Origin of the sequence: Sphingopyxis sp. (assembly GCF_051861155.1) — a bacterium.
Classification (GTDB): domain Bacteria; phylum Pseudomonadota; class Alphaproteobacteria; order Sphingomonadales; family Sphingomonadaceae; genus Sphingopyxis.
Genome location: NZ_JBHYDE010000007.1, coordinates 69,788 through 88,564 on the forward strand (window position 1 = coordinate 69,788; position 18,777 = coordinate 88,564).

Here is an 18,777-nt window from a genome sequence, read left to right on the forward strand (position 1 = left end):
GGCGTCCGCGTCGGCCCGTTGGTGTCCCTATCGGCGAAGGCACGCGGCGCTGTCAAGCGCGGTTGCTACAGCCAGCCGATGCTTTTGAAGCGCCAGAAGACGAGCCCCGAGCCGCCGAAGATCAGGGTCAGTGCAAAGGGATAGCCGAGCAGCCAGTCGAGTTCGGGCATGAATTCGAAGTTCATCCCGTAAATGCCCGCGATCGCGGTCGGCACCGCGAGAATCGCGGCCCAGGCGGCGAGCTGGCGGGTGATGACGCCCTGGCGTTGCTGTTCGAGCATGCCGTTGGTTTCGATCACCGATGCGGCGACGTCGCGCAGCCCGGTGAGGCGAAATTCGGCGCGCTGGACATGGTCCCAGATGTCGCGAAAGAACGGCCGCACCGCACCGTCGATGCACGGCAGATCGTCCTCGCCGGCGAGGCGCCCGGCGACGTCTTTCATCAGACCAGTGAGCCGTTGAAACCGGATAACCTCGTGGCGCTGCGCGTAAAGCTGGCGGATTTCGGCGGCGTCGAGCGGGGTGTCCATCACGCTGTCCTCGACCATCAGCATCCGGTCCTCGATCGCGTCGATCAGCGGGAAATAGCCGTCGACGATGAAATCGAGGATCGCATAAAGGACATAGTCGGGGCCATGCGCGAGTTTCGCGGGCAGCGTTTCGAGCCGCGCCCGCACCTCGGTATGCGCGCGCGCCGAGCCGTGGCGGACGGTGACGATGAAATGGCGGCCGACAAAGATTGCGGTTTCGCCCGACTGGATCGTGCCGCCGCCGAGAGTGCCGGTGCTGGCGATGATGAACAGCTGGTCGCCGTAAACCTCGACCTTGGGCAGCTGCTTCGCCTTGGTCGCATCCTCGACCGCGAGCGGATGGAGACCGAAGCGCTGGGCGATGCCTTCCAGCTCGCCGGGGGTCGGCTCGTAGAGGCCGAGCCAGAAGAAATCGCCCTCGGCGCAGTCGACGGGCAATTCCTCGTCGGGGCCGATGTCGCGGACAAGCTTGCCGTCGTGATAGACGCGGGCGGCCATGATCGGCATCGGCAGGTCACTCCCTTGAACTGCCGTCCCTATAATCGGCGCGGCGGCGAAGGGAAATGCGCTGTGCGGTCAATCGTCGCGGTTGGCGATGTTGGTGAAGGCGGCCCAGGCGGCGGGATGCACCCAATCGGCTTTCCAGCCCGCAATCGCGCTGCCGTCGGCGCGCTTGCCGCTGCGCACCGCCTGCATCCCGAGTTGCAGCGCCTGCGCGCGTGACAGCGCCGGGTTGGCGCGCCGCGCCAGCAGCGTTTCGACGGTCAAGACCGCGGTCGCCTCGTCCGACACGCGCCAGTGGCTGGCGAGCAGCGCGTCGGCCCCGGCATAGAGGAAACCGCGCGCCAGCGCCGAGAGACTGTCGCCGCCGCCCGAATTTTCGGCCGATGCGGTGTTGCACGCCGACAGGATCACCCAGTCGGCCGACAGCGTCAGCCGCGCCGCCTCGGTCGCGGTCAGCAGCCCGTCGTCGAGGTCGCTCGCGGTCGTCGGCGGGGTGAGCACGAGTCCCGGCTCGCCGAGCCCAAGCGATGGGTCGGGGAGCAGGCCGTGGGTCGCGATCGCGATAACCTCGCTCGTCGCGAGCGCCGGATCCCGGCGCAGCGCCGCCTCGGTCGCCTTGCCGTCGATGGTCAGGCTGCCCGGCGCGACGCCGAACAGCCGCGCCATCGCCGCGAGCTCGACCTTGGTCCCCGGCAGCGGCGCCAGGCGGCGCAGCGCGTCGGGATCGGCGAGCGGTGAGCCCGATTCGGACACCGCGTCGAACACCGCGATGCCGCGGGCGGCGCGCGACCCTGTGTCGCCGCCGATCAGGACGGGGGCGCCATAGCCGCGAAAGCTGTTGCTGCGGCGGCCGCGCGCCGCCGCGCGGGTCAGGGTCAGCGCCGCGACCGCGGGCAGGCTGGTAAAGGCGTAGCGATCGGACAGCCAGGCGGCGCGGGCAAGTGTGTCGGGATCGGCGACGTCGGCGCCGTCGGGCCGCGCGGTCGCCGACAGCATCGCGAGCGGCAGATCGCCGAGCTTGCCTGAGCTCGCGACATAAATCCGCTTGCTGTCCTTGAGCAACGGTTCGATCGGCGCGATCAGCGAGGTGTAGAGCGCGTTCGCGGTGTCGAGGTCGAAGCGGCGATGCCCCTCCAGCTCCATCGGCGACAAGGCCTGCGCGTCGAGCTCGGCCTTGCGAGCCGCCGAGCAGGTCGCGAAATCGACGTCGCAGCGCAGGTCCGAAATTTGTTTGAGGATGATGGCGACGTCCTTGTTCGGACGGCTCCACCCCACCCCAGTCGGGGTGACGACGAACAGGTGAAAAGTATTCGCCGCCTCGGTCATCAGCAGCAGTGCTTCGCCGGGCTGGAGCGCCTGCCGCGCCTCGGCGATGCTGATCGGGCGCGGCGCGACCAGCTGGCGATAGGAGGGATATTTCTTGTCGATCAGCGCGCTGACCTCGGCCAGCTGGGCCTGCACGCCATCGAGCTCGCCGCGCAGCCGCGCCGCTTCGACCGGTTTGCGGTCGCCAAGCGCGCGGAGGAGGTTTTTGTCGATCAAGTTCGCCTTGGCGGCGAGATCCTGTTCCTCGCGCACCGCTTCGGCCATTTGCGGCGTCTTGGCGGCGCCGCGCGCGGCGGTTTGCAGCACCGCGCGGCCCGAAGCCGAGGCGATGGCATCCTGCGCCGCGCGGAAGGCGCGGTCCTGAATCTCCGCCTGCTGCGCCGCGCCCGGGGTCACGTCCATCAGCGCGAAGGCGGTGTTCAAATAGGTGGTGAAAATACCGCGATCGGGCGCCGCCTGTTGCCGGTCGAGCGCCGCGAGCCCGACGGCGCCACTGCCCGCGGCGCTTTGTTCGTTGAGCCGGCGCAGGATGGCGACCGCTTTGGCGGCCAGCGGTTCGGCCTCGGCCGCCTTGCCCTGGCGCAGCAGGGTGAGCGCCAGATTTTCATAGGCGCGCGCGGTGTCGATATGCGCTTCGCCGAGGTTGCGGCGCAGGATCGCGAGCGACTGGCGGTAATAGGGTTCGGCGGCGCGATCCCCGGCGCCGCTGCGGTCGCTGCGCACCAGCGCCGAGGCGACATTGTTATAGGCGACCGCGGTCAGCGGATGATCCTCGCCGAGCAGGCGGCGACGGATGGCGAGCGCCTTGCCGGTCATTTCGGCCTCTTCGGCGGCGCGGCCGAGCCCGCCGAGGGTCGAGCCGAGACTGAGATAGGCCCAGGCGGTTTCGGGATTATCCTCGCCGAACTTGGCGCGATAGACGCCCAGCGCCTGCCGCATCAGCGGTTCGGCGCGCTCGGCCTGGCCGCCGTCGCGCAGATTATAGCCAAGGTTGATCAGCGTCGCGGCGAAGGAGGGGTGGTCGCGGCCGGCGATGCCGCCCTGAATTTCCAGCGCGCGCAGATACATCGGCTCGGCCTCGGCATAGCGGCCCTGCTGGTTCAGGTTATGCGCGACATTGGCGTACATCGTCGCGGTGCGTTCGCTGCCTTCGCCAAAGGCGCGGCGGGTCGTGTCGAGCGCCTGGCGCAGCAGCGGTTCGACGGTGCTGGGCGGCAAGCCCTGATTTTCCATGTTGAGCGCGAGGTTGTTCGTCGCCTCGGCGGTGAGCGGATGTCCCGCGCCGAGCAGCTGGGTGCGGATCGCGAGCGCCTTGCGATAAGCGGCGTCGGCGTCGGCGAAGCGCCCGGTCAGGCCATAGCTGTAACCGAGCACGGTGTAGCCGAGCGCCGCCTGGGTGCTGTCGTCGCCCTTGGTTTCGCGCCAGATGGCGAGCGCCCGGTTCGCCGCGGTCTCGGCCTCGGCGTAGCGCCCAAGTTCAGTAAAGTTCACCGCGCGGTTATAATGGTGGAGCGCGACGTCGGGGCCTTTGGGGCCGGTCAGCGCCTCGTCGATCGCCAGCGCCTTGTCGAGCATCGCCGCGGCCTCGTCGAAGCGCGCGAGGCTGCGGAGCGTGACCGCGAGATTGGCATATTGCGACGCGGTTTCGCGGTGTCGTTCGCCATTCAGCGCCAGATTGGCGGCGAGCGCCTTGCGGAACAATTGTTCGGCGCCCTTCATATCGCCAAGTTCGACCAGCAGCCCGGCGAGGTTGCCGGTCGCGGCGATCGTCTTGGCATGCTGTTCGCCGAACTCTGCGGTGCGCGCCGCGAGCAGAGCGCGGCGCAGCGGCAGCGCGTCGGCGGGGCGGCCCTGTTTGGCGAGGTTGGTGGCGAGCAGGCCGGTGGCGGTGAGCGTCTGATCGTCCTGCGGCCCCAGCAATTTGGTGTTGATTGCAAGCAGGCGGCGCCAATGCCCCTCGGCATCCTTCAGCTGGTTCTGCTCCTCAAGGTTGCCGGCGAGCAGGCGGTAGCCGAGGCTGGTGATCAGACCGTCGGCGCCGTAACGCTTTGTCGCTTCGTCGATCCAGCGCCGATAGATGTCGCCCGCCTCGCGCAGCTTGCCGCCGCGTTCGAGGTCCATGCCGCGGTTCATCAGGTCGAGCATCTTTTGCTGGTCGGCGTCGAGGGTGCTGGCGGGCGGCGTGCTGACGGGCACCGCGTCCTGCGCAAAAGCCGCGGGCGCGGCAGTCCCCAGCGGTGCGGCGAGGAGAAGGGCGAGGAGGCGATGTCGACGGTCGGCCATGAAGCGGCATTTTCCCTGTTTTGACCCAAGATAGTGATAAAATTGGGATATTGTCATCTGCGATATGGCGCGACAGCGCGGCGGGTGGTGCGGGTGGACGCCGATCAGGGCTTAGAGGGCGCGGGTTTTCAGGGGTGTGATCGGGGTCACTGATGATGGCTGCGCCGATGACCCGGTACATTGTTTGGGTGCGCGAGGGGGCGGTTTCGGGTGGAGGTGGACATCTCCTATCTCGTCGCCCTGAACTTGTTTCAGGGTCCATGGCCCGAGCTTTCCTACCGCGCGGCGCCTGAGGAGAAGGCAGGCCATGGATGCTGAAACAAGTTCAGCATGACGACGTTGAATGGACAGCTCCCTACGCCCAAAAACAGTCGTCGCCCGCCTCCCTCGGCGCTATGCCCGACGGATGAAACCCCGCCGCATCAAAATCTATTTCGATGGCGGTTGCCGTCCCAATCCCGGCGCGATGGAGATTGCGGTGGTCGTCGGCGGGGTCGCGTTCATCGACCGCGCGGTGGGGACGGGCAGCAGCATGGATGCCGAATGGCTGGCGCTGACCGCGGCGCTGCGGGCTGCGCAGGGGCGCGGGCTGGTCGATTTTGTCCTGCTCGGCGATGCCGCAGCGGTGGTGGCGCAGGCGAATGGCGCGGTCGCGGCGCGCGGCGGCGCGGCGGCGCATCTGGCGGCCTTTCGGGCGCTGGTCGGCGGTGGCGCGCCGCCGCGCATCCGCCATGTCAAGCGCACCCAGAATCTGGCCGGAATTGCGCTGGCGCGCCGCTGACGGCAGGAAAATTGCGGGTTCGGTAATAGATATGTACTAGTCTTTGCCGGGGGTGCGGCGCTATCCCCATGCAAAACAACGAAAGACTGGTGCGTTGAAGCCGACCCATCCCTTGCCCGTGCACCACAGTTGGCCGCTGTACGAGCGCGCGCGCTATTTTGCGCTGGGCCAGCTGCACGGACCCGACACGCTCGACGCGGTCGCCGATTTGGCCGACCTGGCTGCGGAGACCCGCGTGCTGGATATCCGACCGGGCTGGTGGGAGTGCGACCTTGCCAACAACAACCGGCTGCGCTGGTCGAGCGAGGTTTATGATATTTTCGGCCTGCCGCGCGGCGCCGCGGTGACGCGCGCCGAAACCGTCGCGCTGTACGAGGACGGGTCGCGCGCGGCGATGGAGAAATTGCGCGCCTATGCGATCAGGCACCGCCGCGGCTTTACCCTCGACGTCGAAATCAGGCCCGCCACCGCGCCGCCGCGCTGGATGCGCCTGATCGCCGCGCCGGTGTGTATCGACGACCGCATCGTCAAGCTGCAAGGGCTGAAGTTCATCGTGCCGGAGCGCGAATAGGCGGCGCGCCGATCGTCGACCGATAGCGGCTGTGGGCGACGAACCGTTGCTCCACGGCGGCGGATGGCGTCCGCGGCTCGACCGGGCCTGATAAACCAACGGTCTGCGCCAGCGCCGTTGACGCGATTTAACCATCGTCACAAGCCGAAATCCACGGGTGTTGCGGGCGTGACCGCGCGCGTCCCCGATTCTCCACCACCCGCATGACCAGGGGCGTTCGGCGCATATGAAATTCTTTAATCGGTTCGGTTCGGCCGCCTATGACATGGCCATCGACCTGGGGACCGTGAACACCGTCGTTTATGTGCGCGACAAGGGCATCGTGCTGAACGAACCGTCGGTCGTCGCGCTGGAAACGCGCGATGGGGTGCGGCGGGTCAAGGTCGTCGGCAACGAGGCGAAGCCGATGATGGGCAAGACGCCGAGCAACATCCAGGCGATCCGGCCGCTGCGCGACGGGGTGATCGCCGACATCGACGTCGCCGAACAGATGATCAAGCATTTCATCGACAAGGCGCTGGGCGGGCCGAGCCGGCTGCGCCAGCGCAGCAATGTCGTGATCTGCGTGCCGTCGGGATCGACGATGGTCGAACGCCGCGCGATCCGCGATGCGGCGTCGAACGCGGGCGCCGTGTCGGTGCAGCTGATCGAGGAATCGCTGGCCGCCGCGATCGGCGCGGGGTTGCAGGTGACCGCGCCGATGGGCGCGATGGTGGTCGACATCGGCGGCGGCACGACCGAGGTCGCGATCCTGTCGCTGGGCGGCATCGCGTACAGCAATTCGGTGCGCGTCGGCGGCGACAAGATGGACGACATGATCTCCTCCTACATCCGCCGCAAACATAATCTGATGATCGGCGAAATGACCGCCGAGCGGGTCAAGCTGGCGATCGGTTGTGCGGTGGCGCCCGAGGGCGAGGGGATGGTCATCGCGGTCAAGGGCCGCGATCTGGTCAATGGCCGCCCGGCTGAGGTCCAGGTGTCCGAGGCCGAGATCGCCGAGGCTTTGGCCGAACCGGTCGGCCAGATCGTCGCAGCGGTGCGCGCCGCGCTGGAACAGACGCCGCCCGAACTCTCGGCCGACATCATCGACGAAGGGATCACGCTGACCGGCGGCGGCGCGCTGCTGCGGCGGATGGACGTCGCGATCGCCGAGGCGACCGGACTGTCGGTGCGGGTAGCGGAAAATGCGCTGATCTGCGTCGCGATGGGCGCGGGCCTAGCGTTCGAGGACCGAACCTATCATGGGGTGCTGATCGCGGCTTGATTTCGGTTGCAGGGGAAGGGCTGAGAAGGGGTGGAGGGCGGACATTCGCCCTATATCGTCGCCCCCGCGAAGGCGGGGGCCGCAAGCGGTCTTTTCCTGCTTTGCTGCGTAAACCGACAGCGGCCCCCGCCTTCGCGGGGGCGACGATTAACCCTGCGCGTAAGCGTCGACCGCCGCGAGGTGCTTTGCCTTCGCCGCGTCACCCAGAAACGATCCCGTGAAGCTGTTGCGCGCCAGCGTGACGAGGTCGGCGCGCGACAGGTCGAGCGCGTCGGCGACGGCCAGATAGTTGGCGTTGACATAGCCGCCGAAATAGCTGGGATCGTCCGAATTGACCGTCGCTGCGAGCCCCGCGGCGAGCATGGTGCGGAGCGGGTGCGCCGCCATGTCGTGGACGACGCAGAGCTTCAGGTTCGAGAGCGGGCAGACGGTCAGCGTCATGCCTTCGGTTGCAAGCCGGGCGACGAGCGCCGGGTCTTCGAGGCTGCGGTTGCCATGGTCGATGCGGTCGACGCCCAGCACGTCGAGCGCTTCGTAAACATAGGCGGGCGGGCCTTCCTCGCCAGCATGCGCGACGATTTTGAGGCCGAGGGCGCGCGCGCGCGCGAAGACGCGGGTGAATTTCGAGGGCGGGTGACCGACTTCGGAGCTGTCGAGCCCGACGCCGTCGATGCGATCGAGATACGGCTGCGCTTCGTCGAGGGTCGCCTCGGCGTCGGCTTCGCTGAGGTGGCGAAGGAAGCACATGATGAGTTTCGAGGTGATGCCATAGCGCGCGTGCGCATCGTCGAGCGCGCGGGCGATGCCGGTAATGACGGTGCCGAATGCGACGCCGCGTTCGGTATGCCCCTGCGGGTCGAAGAAGATTTCGACGTGGCGCACCGCGTCGGCGTGGGCGCGGGCGAGGTATGCGGCGGTGAGGTCGAAGAAATCCTGTTCGGTGTGGAGGACGCCCATGCCCTGATAATAGATGTCGAGGAAATCCTGGAGGTTCGAAAAGGCGTAGGCCGCGCGCACTTCGTCGACGCTGGCAAAGGGGATGGCGACGCCGTTGCGCTGCGCGAGTTCGAACATCAGTTCGGGTTCGAGCGAGCCTTCGATATGCAGATGCAGCTCCGCCTTGGGCAGGCCGGCGATGAAAGCGGCGCGATCGGCCGCGGATGCGAAGCCGTCAACCATTGATGTGCCCCTCCTCGCGCAGGATGATCGCCGCCTCGGGTTTGTGGCGGCGGATTTCGTCGATCGTCAGCCCGTCGATCTCGTGCGGAAAGATCAGCCACTGGTCGGTTTCGTGGACGAAGAAATCGGGCCTGAGGTCGGTGACGTTGCGGCGCGGTTTGAACCAGACGGTGGCGATGCGGATGTCGCGCGGCATATTGTGGCGGCAGCGCGCTTTCAGTTCGGCGATGAAGGCGCGGATGCTGCGCCCGCTGTCGAACACATCGTCGATGATGAGCAGCCGGTCTTCGGGGTCGAGGGTGTCGATCAGATAGCCGAGCGCGAACACTTTGACGTGCGGATCCTGGCGGTCGATGCCCTGGTATGACGAGGTGCGGATCGCGATATGGTCGCAGTGGGTGCCGTGATAATCGAGCAATTCCTGCACCGCGATCCCGACCGGCGCGCCGCCGCGCCAGATGCCGACGAGATGCGTTGGTTTGAAGCCGCTGTCGATGACCTGCATGCCAAGCCGCAGCGAATCGGCGAGGAGGTCGTTGGCGCTGATGAAGATTTTGTCGGCGGTCATGGGGGAGGGGGTAATCGGGTGGGATGCCGTCCGCAAGGCGGGTTTGCGGCGAACCCGGCTCAGTCGGTCGTGGCTTTCGTGCCCAGCTCGGCGCGCAAAAAGGCGCTGATCTTTGCCCAGCTGTCGGCGCGCGCCGCGGCATTGCCCGCTTCGCTGCCGCCCAGCTGCGTCCAGGATCGGCGCGTCTTGGCGTCGGTAAAGGGCGCCCCCATCACGCCATGTCCGGCGTCCTTGTACCGCAACACGATCGGCGCGGGCGCTGCCGTCTTGGCGGCGCGCGCCACGATCTGGTCGGTCATCGGGCAGCTGGGCCACAGTTTTTCGGCTTCGCCGCAGACGAGCATGAGTTTGCCCTGAAATTTCTCGACCGGGATGACGGCCGCGGGGTTGGCGTCCAGTTCCTTGAGCCCGTTCACGAACACCGGCATCAGCCCGTCGGCGCCCGGTCGCCCCTTATAGGCGAGATGCGGGAGCGGTTCGCCCTTCTCGCTCCACGACGAGCTGAACGATCCGAACATGTAGTTTTCGCCCGACATGCCGTCCCACACGACGCTCGACGGCATGCCGAGCACCGCGGCGCGAACGCCCGGATAGCGCGTCGCGACGACCAGCCCCGCCTCGGCACCCTTCGAATAACCGATGATGCCGATCCGGCCCGGATCGACCCCCGGCTGCTGCTTGAGCCAGTCGAGCCCTTTGTAGAAATCCTCCAGCGGGATATTCTTGAGCTTGGCCGATTTGCCGGGCGCGTTGTGATAGGCGAGCTGTAGCGTGCTGTAGCCCTGCGCCTGCAGCAATAGCGCCAGCGCGCGCATGTCCTTGCCCAGCCCGCCCTCGGACCCGCCGAGCAACAGGATGGCGGGCGATGGGGCGGACCCCGCGGCCGGGAAATAATTGGCGAAAATGCCGTCGTCGGCCACCCGCTGGCCGGTCGGCCCGGCATCGGCGATTCGCGCCGGTTTCGGCGGCTGGACGATCATCCACGTCGCTCCGCCCACACCGACGACGACCAGCGCGCCGAGCAGCCCGAGTGTGACCTTCCATTTCCGCTTCATCGTCGCCCTCCCCATTCAGCTGTGTTACTCGTATAGATCAGTTATGGGATTGGCTACAAAAAAGGGCCGCTCTCACGACCCCTTTTTGATACCGGTATCTTGCGATCAGCCCGCGAGCCGTGCCGTATATTCGCCGCGCAGGCGCACAAAATTGTCCCAGTGCGGCGCCGCGGTCGTGCCGTGCAGCCGGGCTTCGAGCACGTCGACATGCGCGTGCCAGCCGGCGCTGACATTGAGCAGGACCGCGGGATCGGCGACGCGGCGGTGGGTGATGGCGAGCAGCACCTGGTCGCCCTTTTCCTGCAGCGTGAAGGTCACGCCGCCGGTGCTGCCCCAGCTGATCGCCAGCCGGTGCGGCGCGGCGATTTCGAGGATTTCGCAAGTCATGCGATGCTCCTCGCCCATGCCGTCGGGGCGGGTGCCGGGCGGGTCGGTCAGTTCGTCGTTGCGCCAGACGAGGTCGACCGGGGCGCCGACCCGCTGCTCCATCGCGCCCGCGGCGAGCCACTGGCTGCGCCGGCCGCTGTCGACAAGATACGACCAGACGCGCTCGATCGGGCCGGGGAGCAGGCGTTCGAGCGTCAGCGTCGCATCCTCGGTCACCACGCCATAATCGTGGTCGGTTGCCATGATCGTCATCGTCATTCTCCTTTTGTCCCAGGGAGGGGCGGCTTGGGGGGAGGCGGGGCGGCGCCGTCGGCGCGCAGCAATATTTCGAGGGTGTCGAGGCGGCCGGTCCAGAAGCGGCGATAGACGCCGAGCCACTGGTCAGCCGACATCAGCGGCATCGGTTCGAGCGAACAGACATGGGTGCGGCCGCGGACATCGCGGCGGATCAGCCCCGCGGCTTCGAGTACCTTGATATGCTTCGACGCTGCGGCGAGCGACATCGCGAAGGGTTCCGCAAGCTCGCCCACCGTGCGGTCACCGACCGCGAGGTCGCCGAGCATCGCGCGCCGCGTCGCGTCGCCAAGCGCGTGGAAGATCGTGTCGAGAGTTTGCGAATCATGTTCAACCATGTGGTTGAATATGATCGATTCGACGAGATTGTCAACCAGATGGTTTAATTAACCTCTAGCGCGTCCCGGCAAGCCTTTTTCCGGCGTCTTCGCGATAGAGCGACCAGTCGGCGGGGCATGTTTTTACCTGCCGGGGCAGCCCCTGCATCCCCTCGGTGATCCAGCAGTCGTTGAAGATCGAGCAATAGCAGGAGCGCACCGACATCTTCCACCGTTCCTTGTTGAACGCCTGCCAGGTCGCCTCGTTGGCGGGGGTGCGGGGCAGGCCGAGAAAGCGCAAGCTCTCACCGGGGCGCAGCGCGACGCCGGTCGACGGCGAGGTGGCAAAGGACAGGGCGGTCGCTTCGCTGCCCTTGCTGCAACAGGCGTCGAGCAGCGCGATCGGGTTCGCCACCGCCTTGCCGCGATAGCGGATCTCGATCGGCCCGAGGATCGCCGGGCCGACGCCATTGTTGGTGAGCGACAGCGAAATATCGGCTTTGCCCTCGTCATCGACATTGCTGGTGCCAAAGGTGACAAAGGGCATCGCGCCGCCGGTCTGCATCTTGCGCGTCGCATCGGCCTGGACGAAGGCGAAATAGGCGAGCGCGAGCGAAGCGATCAGCGCCGGCAGGCCGATGACAAAATGCGCGATGGTAATGAAGGGCAGGTAGCGCAGGAAGCGCGAGCCGACCTCGGCCGGGGTCGCGGGGGGCGCCGCAGGGGTCGGCGCAGGGGTCGGGGCAGCATCGCGGTCGGGGGTGTCGGTCATCGGCGGGCGGTTCCTTTGCGCGGAGCGAACCGCTGCCTAGCGCGCGCTGGCAATCTTTCCAACGACCTATGTGACAATGTTCCGCGGCAATTTCCGGCTTTCGCGGCGCGGCGGATCGGATCATAAGCAGGGTCATGTTGACCGGCATGATCCTTTCGCTCGCCCTGACCGTTCAGACCGCCCCCGCGGTCGTCACCCCCGTGCCGCGACCGGACACGACCGTCCGGCCGATGCTGTCGCCGCCGCCCCCGCCGCCGCCCCTGCCGGTGCCCTTGCCAGCGCCGGTCGTGGCGCCCGACACGCGCCCCTATGTCGCGCTGGTCACCGACCTCGGCACGATCGTGGTGCGGATCGAGAACAAGCGGGCGCCGGTGACCAGCGCCAATTTCCTGCGCTATGTCGATGCCAAGCGGATGGACGGGTTCAAATTCTATCGCTCGACCGAAAGCTGGGGACCGGCGAACCAGCTGGTCCAGGCGGGCAATCGCGGCGATGCGCGCAAGAATTTCCCGCCGATCGCGCACGAGCCGACCAAGACCAGCGGGCTGACCAATTGCAAGGGCGCCTTGTCGATGGCGCGGCTGAACCCCGGCGATGCGACGACCGATTTTTTCCTGCTGCTGTCCGACATCAAAGGGTTCGACAGCGACGCGGTGGGCGGCGACGGCGCGGGCTTTGCGGTGTTCGGCGAAATCGTCGCGGGCGCCGACGTCGCGGCGGCGATTTTCAATGCCCCGATCTCGCCGACGGCGGGCGACGGGGTGATGAAGGGCCAGATGCTGGAGCCGCAGGTCACGATCAAGACCGCGCGCCGCGTCCCGGCGCCCGCGGCGGCGCCGAAAGGGTGTGTGGTGAAGGCGCCGTAAATCTGCGCCGAACTACCCATCATTTATTTTGCGTTCATCGGCGCTGTGGCTATACCGCGCGCATGACTCACCGTTTCCCCTCCCGCGTGTCGCTGCGCCTGCTCGCCGCCGCCCTGATCGCCACCCCTATGCTGGCCGCCTGCGCCGGCGGCGGGGTCAAGAAGGACACGCGTTATGTCGCGCGCGACGTCAACACGCTGTACCGCGCGGCGCAGGAACGGCTTGACCGCGGCCAATATGGCGTCGCCGCGGCGCTGTTCGACGAGGTCGAGCGCCAGCATCCCTATTCGCCCTGGGCGCGCCGCGCGCAGCTGATGAGCAGCTTCAGCTATTATATGGACCGCGAATATACCCCGGCGATCGAAGCCGCGCAGCGCTTTCTGGCGATCCATCCGGGCAACAAGGATGCGCCCTATGCCTATTATCTGATCGGGCTTTCCTATTATGAGCAGATCAGCGACGTCACCCGCGATCAGAAGATCACCCAGCAGGCGTCGAACGCGCTGGGCGAAGTGATCCGCCGCTATCCCGACAGCCGCTACGCCGCCGACGCGCGATTGAAGATCGACCTGGTGCAGGACCATCTGGCGGGCAAGGAAATGGAAATCGGCCGTTTCTATCAGCGCAGCTCGAACTGGCTGGCGGCGTCGATCCGGTTCCGCGAAGTCGTCGACAAATATCAGACGACCAGCCACGCGCCCGAGGCGCTGTACCGTTTGACCGAATGCTATCTGTCGCTGGGCATTCCGGCAGAGGCGAAGAAGTCGGCGGCGGTGCTCGGCGCCAACTATCCGGGCAATGAATGGTATGAGCGTGCGTACAAGCTGATGCAGAAGAACGCGCCGACGGCCTGATCGCGCCGGGAATAGATTCTGCCTTTGTTCTGCGGTAAGGACGGCCTGTGCTGACCGCGTTATCCATCGCCAATATCGTTCTGATCGAACGGCTCGACCTCGATTTCGCGGCCGGGCTGGGGGTGCTGACGGGCGAGACGGGGGCGGGCAAATCGATCCTGCTCGATGCGCTCGGCCTCGCGCTCGGCGCGCGCGCCGACAGCGCGCTGGTCCGGCAGGGAAGCGGGCAGGCGCAGGTAACCGCAAGCTTCGTCGCGCCCGCGGCAGGGACGACGCTCGCTACGCTGCTCGCCGAAAATGAGATCGCGCTGGAGCCGGGTGAGCCGCTGCTGGTCCGCCGGACGCTCAAGGTCGATGGCGGCAGCCGAGCCTTCCTGAACGACCAGCCCTGTTCGGCGGCGCTGCTGCGCGAGGTTGGCGGGCATCTGGTCGAAATCCATGGGCAGCACGACGACCGCGGCTTGCTGGCGCCGGCGGGGCACCGCGCGCTGCTCGACGCCTTTGCGCGCGCCGACACGCAGTCGGTTGCGGTGGCGCATGCGGCATGGCGCGCCGCCGAGGCGAAACTGGCCGCGGCACGCAGCGCGCTCGACGAAGCGACGCGCGACCGCGAATGGCTGGAACATTGCGTCACCGAGTTGCAGGCGCTCAACCCCCAGCCGGGCGAGGACGCCGAACTGTCCGAAGCGCGCGCGGCGATGCAGAAGGGCGAAAAGATCGCGGGCGATCTGGGCGCTATCCTGGAAGCGTTCGACGGCAGCGACAGCGGGCCGGCGCAATTGCGCGGCGCGGCGCGGCGGCTCGACCGGCTGGCGGGCGATCACCCGCTGCTCGCCGAAGCGCTCGCCGGGCTCGACCGCGCGATCATCGAGGCCGATGAGGCCGAAACGCGGCTGCGCGACGCGGCCCGCGCGATGGAATATGATCCCGAGCGGCTCGATGCGACCGAGACGCGGCTGTTCGAACTGCGCGCGATGGCGCGCAAGCATGGGTGTCAGCCCGACGAACTGACCGAACTCACCGGCACGCTCGCGGCGCGGCTCGACGCGATCGAGGGCGGCAGCGCGGGGCTCGCAAAGCTGGAGGCCGCGGTTGCCGAGACTGCCGCCGCCTACACCCATGCCGCGAGTGCGCTGTCCGCCCTGCGCACCAAGGCGGCGGCGCGGCTCGATGCCGCGGTCGCGGGCGAGCTGGTGCCGCTGAAGCTCGACGCGGCGCGCTTCCAGACGTTGGTCGAGCGCCTGCCCGCCGAGCGTTGGGGACCGGAAGGGATCGACCGGGTCGAATATCTGATCGCGACCAACCCCGGCGCGCCGTTCGCGCCGCTAGCCAAGATCGCGTCGGGGGGCGAGCTTTCGCGTTTCATCCTCGCGCTCAAGGTCGCGCTCGCCGAAGAGGGCGGCGCCGACACGATCATCTTCGACGAGATCGACCGCGGGGTCGGCGGCGCGGTGGCCAGCGCGATCGGCGAGCGGCTCGCGCGGCTGGCCAAAGGGACGGAAGGCGGCGTCGGCAAGCAGTTGCTGGCGGTGACGCACAGCCCGCAGGTCGCGGCGAAGGGCGCGGCGCATTTCGTCATCGCCAAGTCGAGCGAGGGGGTTGTAACGCGCACCAGCGTCCACGCGCTTGACGAAGCGGGCCGCCGCGAAGAAATCGCGCGGATGCTGTCGGGCGCCGAGGTGACCGCCGAGGCGCGGGCGCAGGCGGAAAGGTTGCTGGAGACGATATGACCGAGGGGGCAGAGCTTTATCGCGCGCAGGGCTATCTGGCGCTGCCGGGCTTTGTCCCGACCGACGTCACGCACGCGTTCCTCGCGACGCTCCGATCCGACCTGATCCGCGGCGGGGTGTCGTTCGACGCGCTGAAGCGCGGGTCGGCGCTGCTCAAGACCGAGGCGGTCGAGGTTTACGGGATGCAATATACGCCAATGGCGACATTCCTGTGGGGAATGACCCCGGCGATCCGGGCGCTGGTCGGCCATGATCTGCGCCCGACCTATTGTTATTTCCGCATGTACCGCGCCGGCGACATCTGCCGCGTCCATTCGGATCGTTATGCGTGCGAACACAGCCTGTCGCTGTTGCTCGCGGCGAGCGACGACAAGCCATGGCCGCTCGAGGTCGGGGCGCAGCATATCGAGACGCCGCGCGAGCGCGCCGACGCCGATTTCGGCGACGAAAGCTATGGATCGGTGCCGATGCTGCCCGGCGATGCGGTGCTTTATCAGGGGGTCCACCGCCTGCACGGGCGGATGATGCCGAACCCCAATCGCTGGTCGGCGCATCTGTTCCTGCACTGGGTCGATCCCGCCGGACCTTATGCGGTGCAGGCGTTCGAGGGCATGCAGATTCCCGCCACCGAAGCGCTGGCGATGGAAGGAAGTTGAATCTATGATCGTACACCCACTCGACCGCCCGGTGTGGAGCATGCTGACCGAACGGCAGGCGCATCTGGCGACCGGCGACGCGCGCGCGCTGCGGCTCGACCGCGGCTATGGCGTGTTCGGGGTTGCCGCCGACACCGGCGCTGAAGCGCAGGCGGCGCTTGCGGCGCTGATTCCCGCGGGCGAGGAATTGTGGATCGTTGAGGGCGACGCCTGGCCGGTCCCGCCGGGCGCGCGCGAGGTGAAGCGCGCGGTGCTGGCGCAGATGGTCGCCGAGGGCGCGCCGCCGCCCCCGCGCGCGGGCGAGCCCGCGATCGTCGCGCTCGGCGAGGTGGACGTCGCCGAAATGACCGCGCTGGCCGAGCATGCGAAGCCCGGGCCATGGGGGCCGACGACGCATCGCTATGGCCCGTTCTTTGGAATTCGCGGCGACGATGGCCGCCTGCTGGCGATGGCGGGACAGCGGATGCTGATGCTTGGGATGGCCGAGGTGAGCGGGGTATCGACCTGGGCCGACTGCCGCGGCCGCGGCTATGCCCGCACGCTGATCGGCCATGTCATGCGCGAAATGGTGGCGCGCGGCGAAACGCCCTTCCTGCACAGCTATGCCGACAATGCGGGGGCGATCGCGCTGTATGAATCGTTGGGGTTCCGCATTCGGCGTGAGGTGCATGTGCTGGTGATTGCGGAAAGCTGAGATGACCGACGTCTCCACCATCTCCGAAGCCGACGCCGCCAATGAACTGATGCGGCTGGCAAAGGCGATTGCGCATCACAACCGACTGTATCATGCCGATGACAGCCCCGAGATCAGCGACGCCGACTATGACGCGCTGGTGCGCCGCAACAATGCGCTGGAGGAGGCGTTCCCGCAGCTGGTCCGCGCCGACAGCCCGAACCGGCTGGTGGGCGCGGCGGTCGAGGCGTCGCCGCTCGCCAAGGTCACCCATGCGCAGCGGATGATGAGCCTCGACAACGCGTTCGCTGACGACGATGTCGCCGAGTTTGCCGCGCGGGTGCGGCGGTTCCTGAACCTGCCCGAGGATGCCGCGGTCGCGCTGACCGCCGAGGACAAGATCGACGGGCTGTCCTGCTCGCTGCGCTATGAGCGCGGGGTGCTGGTGCAAGCGGCGACGCGCGGCGACGGGAGCGTTGGCGAGGATGTGACTGCAAATGTGCGGACCATATCGGATATTCCGCAAAAGCTCGCCGGAGACGCACCCGATCTCTTCGAAATCCGCGGCGAAATCTATATGGCCAAGGCAGATTTTGCTGCGCTCAATGCTGCGCAGCAAAAAGCCGAGGCTAAGGTCTTTGCCAATCCGCGCAACGCCGCCGCCGGATCGCTGCGGCAGAAGGATGCGAGCGTCACCGCGGCGCGGCCGCTGCGCTTTCTGGCGCATGGCTGGGGCGAGGTCAGCGAGGTGCCCGCGGCAACACAATATGACATGATGCGGTTGATCGAAAGCTGGGGCGTGCCGGTGTCGCCGTTGCTCGGCCGCTTCGACAGCGTCGCCGCGGTGCTGGCGCATTATCGCGGCATCGAGGCGCGGCGCGCCGAGCTGCCCTATGACATCGACGGCGTCGTTTATAAGGTCGACCGGCTCGACTGGCAGGCGCGGCTGGGCTTTGTGGCGAAGGCGCCGCGCTGGGCGATCGCGCATAAATTCCCCGCCGAACGCGCGCAGACGACCCTCGAAGCCATCGACATCCAGGTCGGGCGCACCGGCAAGCTGACCCCCGTCGGGCGACTGACCCCGGTGACCGTCGGCGGGGTGGTGGTGTCGAACGTCACGCTGCACAACCGCGACGAGATCGGACGATTGGGGGTGCGCCCCGGCGACCGCGTTGTTGTCCAGCGCGCGGGCGATGTGATCCCGCAGGTGGTGGAAAATCTGACCCGCGATGAGGATCGCGCGGCTTATGCTTTCCCCGACCATTGCCCGGTGTGCGGCAGCGAAGCGGTTGCCGAAGAGGGCGAGGTCGATGTCCGCTGCACCGGCGGGCTGATCTGCGCGGCGCAGAAGTTCGAGCGACTGCGTCATTTCGTCAGCCGCGGCGCGCTCGACATCGAGGGGCTGGGCGAAAAGAGCATCGCCGAATTTCTCGAGCTTGGCTGGCTCGACAAGGGGCCGGCGGATATTTTCCGGTTGCATCACCACCGCGACGCCTTGCTGGCGCGCGAAGGGTGGAAGGAAAAATCGGTCGACAATCTGTTCGCGGCGATCGAGGCGAAGCGGTCGCCCGATGCGGCGCGGCTGCTGTTCGGGCTGGGCATACGCCATATCGGCGCGGTGACCGCGCGCGATCTGCTGAAGGGCGTGGGCGACATCGCGCTGCTGCCGGGCAAGGCGGCCGAGATCAACGCCTATGTCGCGGAAAATCCACGCGGCGAGGGCGAGTCCGACGGCAAATATGCGGCGCGCAAGATGGATGCGATCAAGGCGATCCTCGATGTCCGCGCCGACGGCATCGGTCCGGCGGTGGCCGAGGCGCTGGGCGATTTTTTCCACGAACCGCATAACCGCGCGCTGTGGGACGATTTGCTGTCCGAAGTATCGCCGCCGACGTTCGTGGTCGAGACGCGCGAAAGCGAGGTGTCGGGAATGACAGTGGTGTTCACCGGCAAGCTCGAGACGATGAGCCGCGACGAAGCCAAGGCGCAGGCCGAAGCGCTGGGCGCCAAGGCGGCGGGATCGGTGAGCGCGAAGACCGATCTGGTCGTCGCGGGGCCGGGCGCGGGGTCGAAGCTGAAGCAGGCGGCGGCGCTTGGGATACGGGTGATCGATGAGGCCGAGTGGGCGGCGATTGTCGCGGCGGCGGGGTGATGATCCTCCCCG

General features: G+C 67.4%; 17 protein-coding genes. 9 read left to right on the forward strand and 8 right to left on the reverse strand.

The window, feature by feature from the left end; all coding sequences use genetic code 11:
- Positions 1-65: 65 nt before the first annotated feature.
- Together ACTIFP_RS13440 and ACTIFP_RS13445 are read right to left on the reverse strand one after the other, a co-directional pair.
- Entirely contained in the window at positions 66-1,037 is a 972-nt protein-coding gene (locus ACTIFP_RS13440) for a magnesium and cobalt transport protein CorA (protein ID WP_439569220.1), read from the reverse strand.
- 69 nt (positions 1,038-1,106) lie between these two features.
- Positions 1,107-4,643: a tetratricopeptide repeat protein gene (locus ACTIFP_RS13445; RefSeq protein WP_439569221.1), complete on the reverse strand. Its 3,537-nt coding sequence runs from the start codon at positions 4,641-4,643 to the stop codon at positions 1,107-1,109.
- Between the two features lie 406 nt (positions 4,644-5,049).
- Here ACTIFP_RS13445 and ACTIFP_RS13450 point away from each other — a divergent pair, with 406 nt between their 5' ends.
- The 3 genes from ACTIFP_RS13450 (at position 5,050) to ACTIFP_RS13460 (ending at position 7,262) form a co-directional block, all read left to right on the forward strand.
- Positions 5,050-5,424 (forward strand): reverse transcriptase-like protein, encoded by a 375-nt coding sequence (locus ACTIFP_RS13450; RefSeq protein ID WP_439569222.1) that lies wholly within the window; start codon positions 5,050-5,052, stop codon positions 5,422-5,424.
- A gap of 94 nt (positions 5,425-5,518) precedes the next feature.
- Positions 5,519-5,995: a hypothetical protein gene (locus tag ACTIFP_RS13455; RefSeq protein ID WP_439569223.1), complete on the forward strand. Its 477-nt coding sequence runs from the start codon at positions 5,519-5,521 to the stop codon at positions 5,993-5,995.
- Between the two features lie 226 nt (positions 5,996-6,221).
- Positions 6,222-7,262 carry a rod shape-determining protein gene (locus ACTIFP_RS13460; RefSeq protein ID WP_439569224.1) on the forward strand — a complete coding sequence of 347 codons (1,041 nt, stop codon included), beginning with the start codon at positions 6,222-6,224 and terminating at the stop codon, positions 7,260-7,262.
- 147 nt (positions 7,263-7,409) lie between these two features.
- Here the strand turns inward: ACTIFP_RS13460 and ACTIFP_RS13465 are convergent, their stop codons facing one another.
- The 6 genes from ACTIFP_RS13465 to ACTIFP_RS13490 form a co-directional block, all read right to left on the reverse strand.
- On the reverse strand, positions 7,410-8,441 hold the full coding sequence (locus ACTIFP_RS13465) for an adenosine deaminase (protein WP_439569225.1): 1,032 nt from the start codon (positions 8,439-8,441) through the stop codon (positions 7,410-7,412).
- Positions 8,434-9,009 carry a phosphoribosyltransferase gene (locus ACTIFP_RS13470; protein ID WP_439569226.1) on the reverse strand — a complete coding sequence of 192 codons (576 nt, stop codon included), beginning with the start codon at positions 9,007-9,009 and terminating at the stop codon, positions 8,434-8,436. Before ACTIFP_RS13470 ends, ACTIFP_RS13465 begins: the two co-directional genes overlap by 8 nt.
- Positions 9,010-9,068: 59 nt before the next feature.
- Positions 9,069-10,064 (reverse strand): acyl-CoA thioester hydrolase/BAAT C-terminal domain-containing protein, encoded by a 996-nt coding sequence (locus tag ACTIFP_RS13475; protein WP_439569227.1) that lies wholly within the window; start codon positions 10,062-10,064, stop codon positions 9,069-9,071.
- A 105-nt stretch (positions 10,065-10,169) separates the two neighbouring features.
- Entirely contained in the window at positions 10,170-10,703 is a 534-nt protein-coding gene (locus tag ACTIFP_RS13480) for an SRPBCC family protein (RefSeq protein WP_439569228.1), read from the reverse strand.
- Positions 10,704-10,705: 2 nt separating this feature from the next.
- Positions 10,706-11,083 carry an ArsR/SmtB family transcription factor gene (locus ACTIFP_RS13485; RefSeq protein WP_439569229.1) on the reverse strand — a complete coding sequence of 126 codons (378 nt, stop codon included), beginning with the start codon at positions 11,081-11,083 and terminating at the stop codon, positions 10,706-10,708.
- A gap of 55 nt (positions 11,084-11,138) precedes the next feature.
- A complete protein-coding gene (locus ACTIFP_RS13490) occupies positions 11,139-11,834 on the reverse strand; it encodes a hypothetical protein (RefSeq protein ID WP_439569230.1) in 696 nt (231 codons plus the stop codon).
- Between the two features lie 134 nt (positions 11,835-11,968).
- Here ACTIFP_RS13490 and ACTIFP_RS13495 point away from each other — a divergent pair, with 134 nt between their 5' ends.
- The 6 genes from ACTIFP_RS13495 (at position 11,969) to ligA (ending at position 18,765) form a co-directional block, all read left to right on the forward strand.
- Positions 11,969-12,700 (forward strand): peptidylprolyl isomerase, encoded by a 732-nt coding sequence (locus ACTIFP_RS13495; RefSeq protein ID WP_439569231.1) that lies wholly within the window; start codon positions 11,969-11,971, stop codon positions 12,698-12,700.
- 62 nt (positions 12,701-12,762) lie between these two features.
- The gene (locus ACTIFP_RS13500) at positions 12,763-13,554 is read left to right on the forward strand and encodes an outer membrane protein assembly factor BamD (RefSeq protein ID WP_439569232.1); all 792 of its coding nucleotides are present in this window, start codon (positions 12,763-12,765) and stop codon (positions 13,552-13,554) included.
- Between the two features lie 47 nt (positions 13,555-13,601).
- Positions 13,602-15,284: a DNA repair protein RecN gene (gene recN / locus ACTIFP_RS13505; RefSeq protein WP_439569233.1), complete on the forward strand. Its 1,683-nt coding sequence runs from the start codon at positions 13,602-13,604 to the stop codon at positions 15,282-15,284.
- Positions 15,281-15,940: a hypothetical protein gene (locus tag ACTIFP_RS13510; protein ID WP_439569234.1), complete on the forward strand. Its 660-nt coding sequence runs from the start codon at positions 15,281-15,283 to the stop codon at positions 15,938-15,940. The genes recN and ACTIFP_RS13510 overlap by 4 nt, the downstream gene beginning before the upstream one ends.
- Positions 15,941-15,944: 4 nt before the next feature.
- Positions 15,945-16,634, forward strand: coding sequence for a GNAT family N-acetyltransferase (locus ACTIFP_RS13515; RefSeq protein WP_439569235.1), 690 nt, complete (start codon positions 15,945-15,947; stop codon positions 16,632-16,634).
- Position 16,635: 1 nt separating this feature from the next.
- Positions 16,636-18,765 (forward strand): NAD-dependent DNA ligase LigA, encoded by a 2,130-nt coding sequence (gene ligA / locus ACTIFP_RS13520; protein ID WP_439569236.1) that lies wholly within the window; start codon positions 16,636-16,638, stop codon positions 18,763-18,765.
- Positions 18,766-18,777 lie beyond the last annotated feature (12 nt).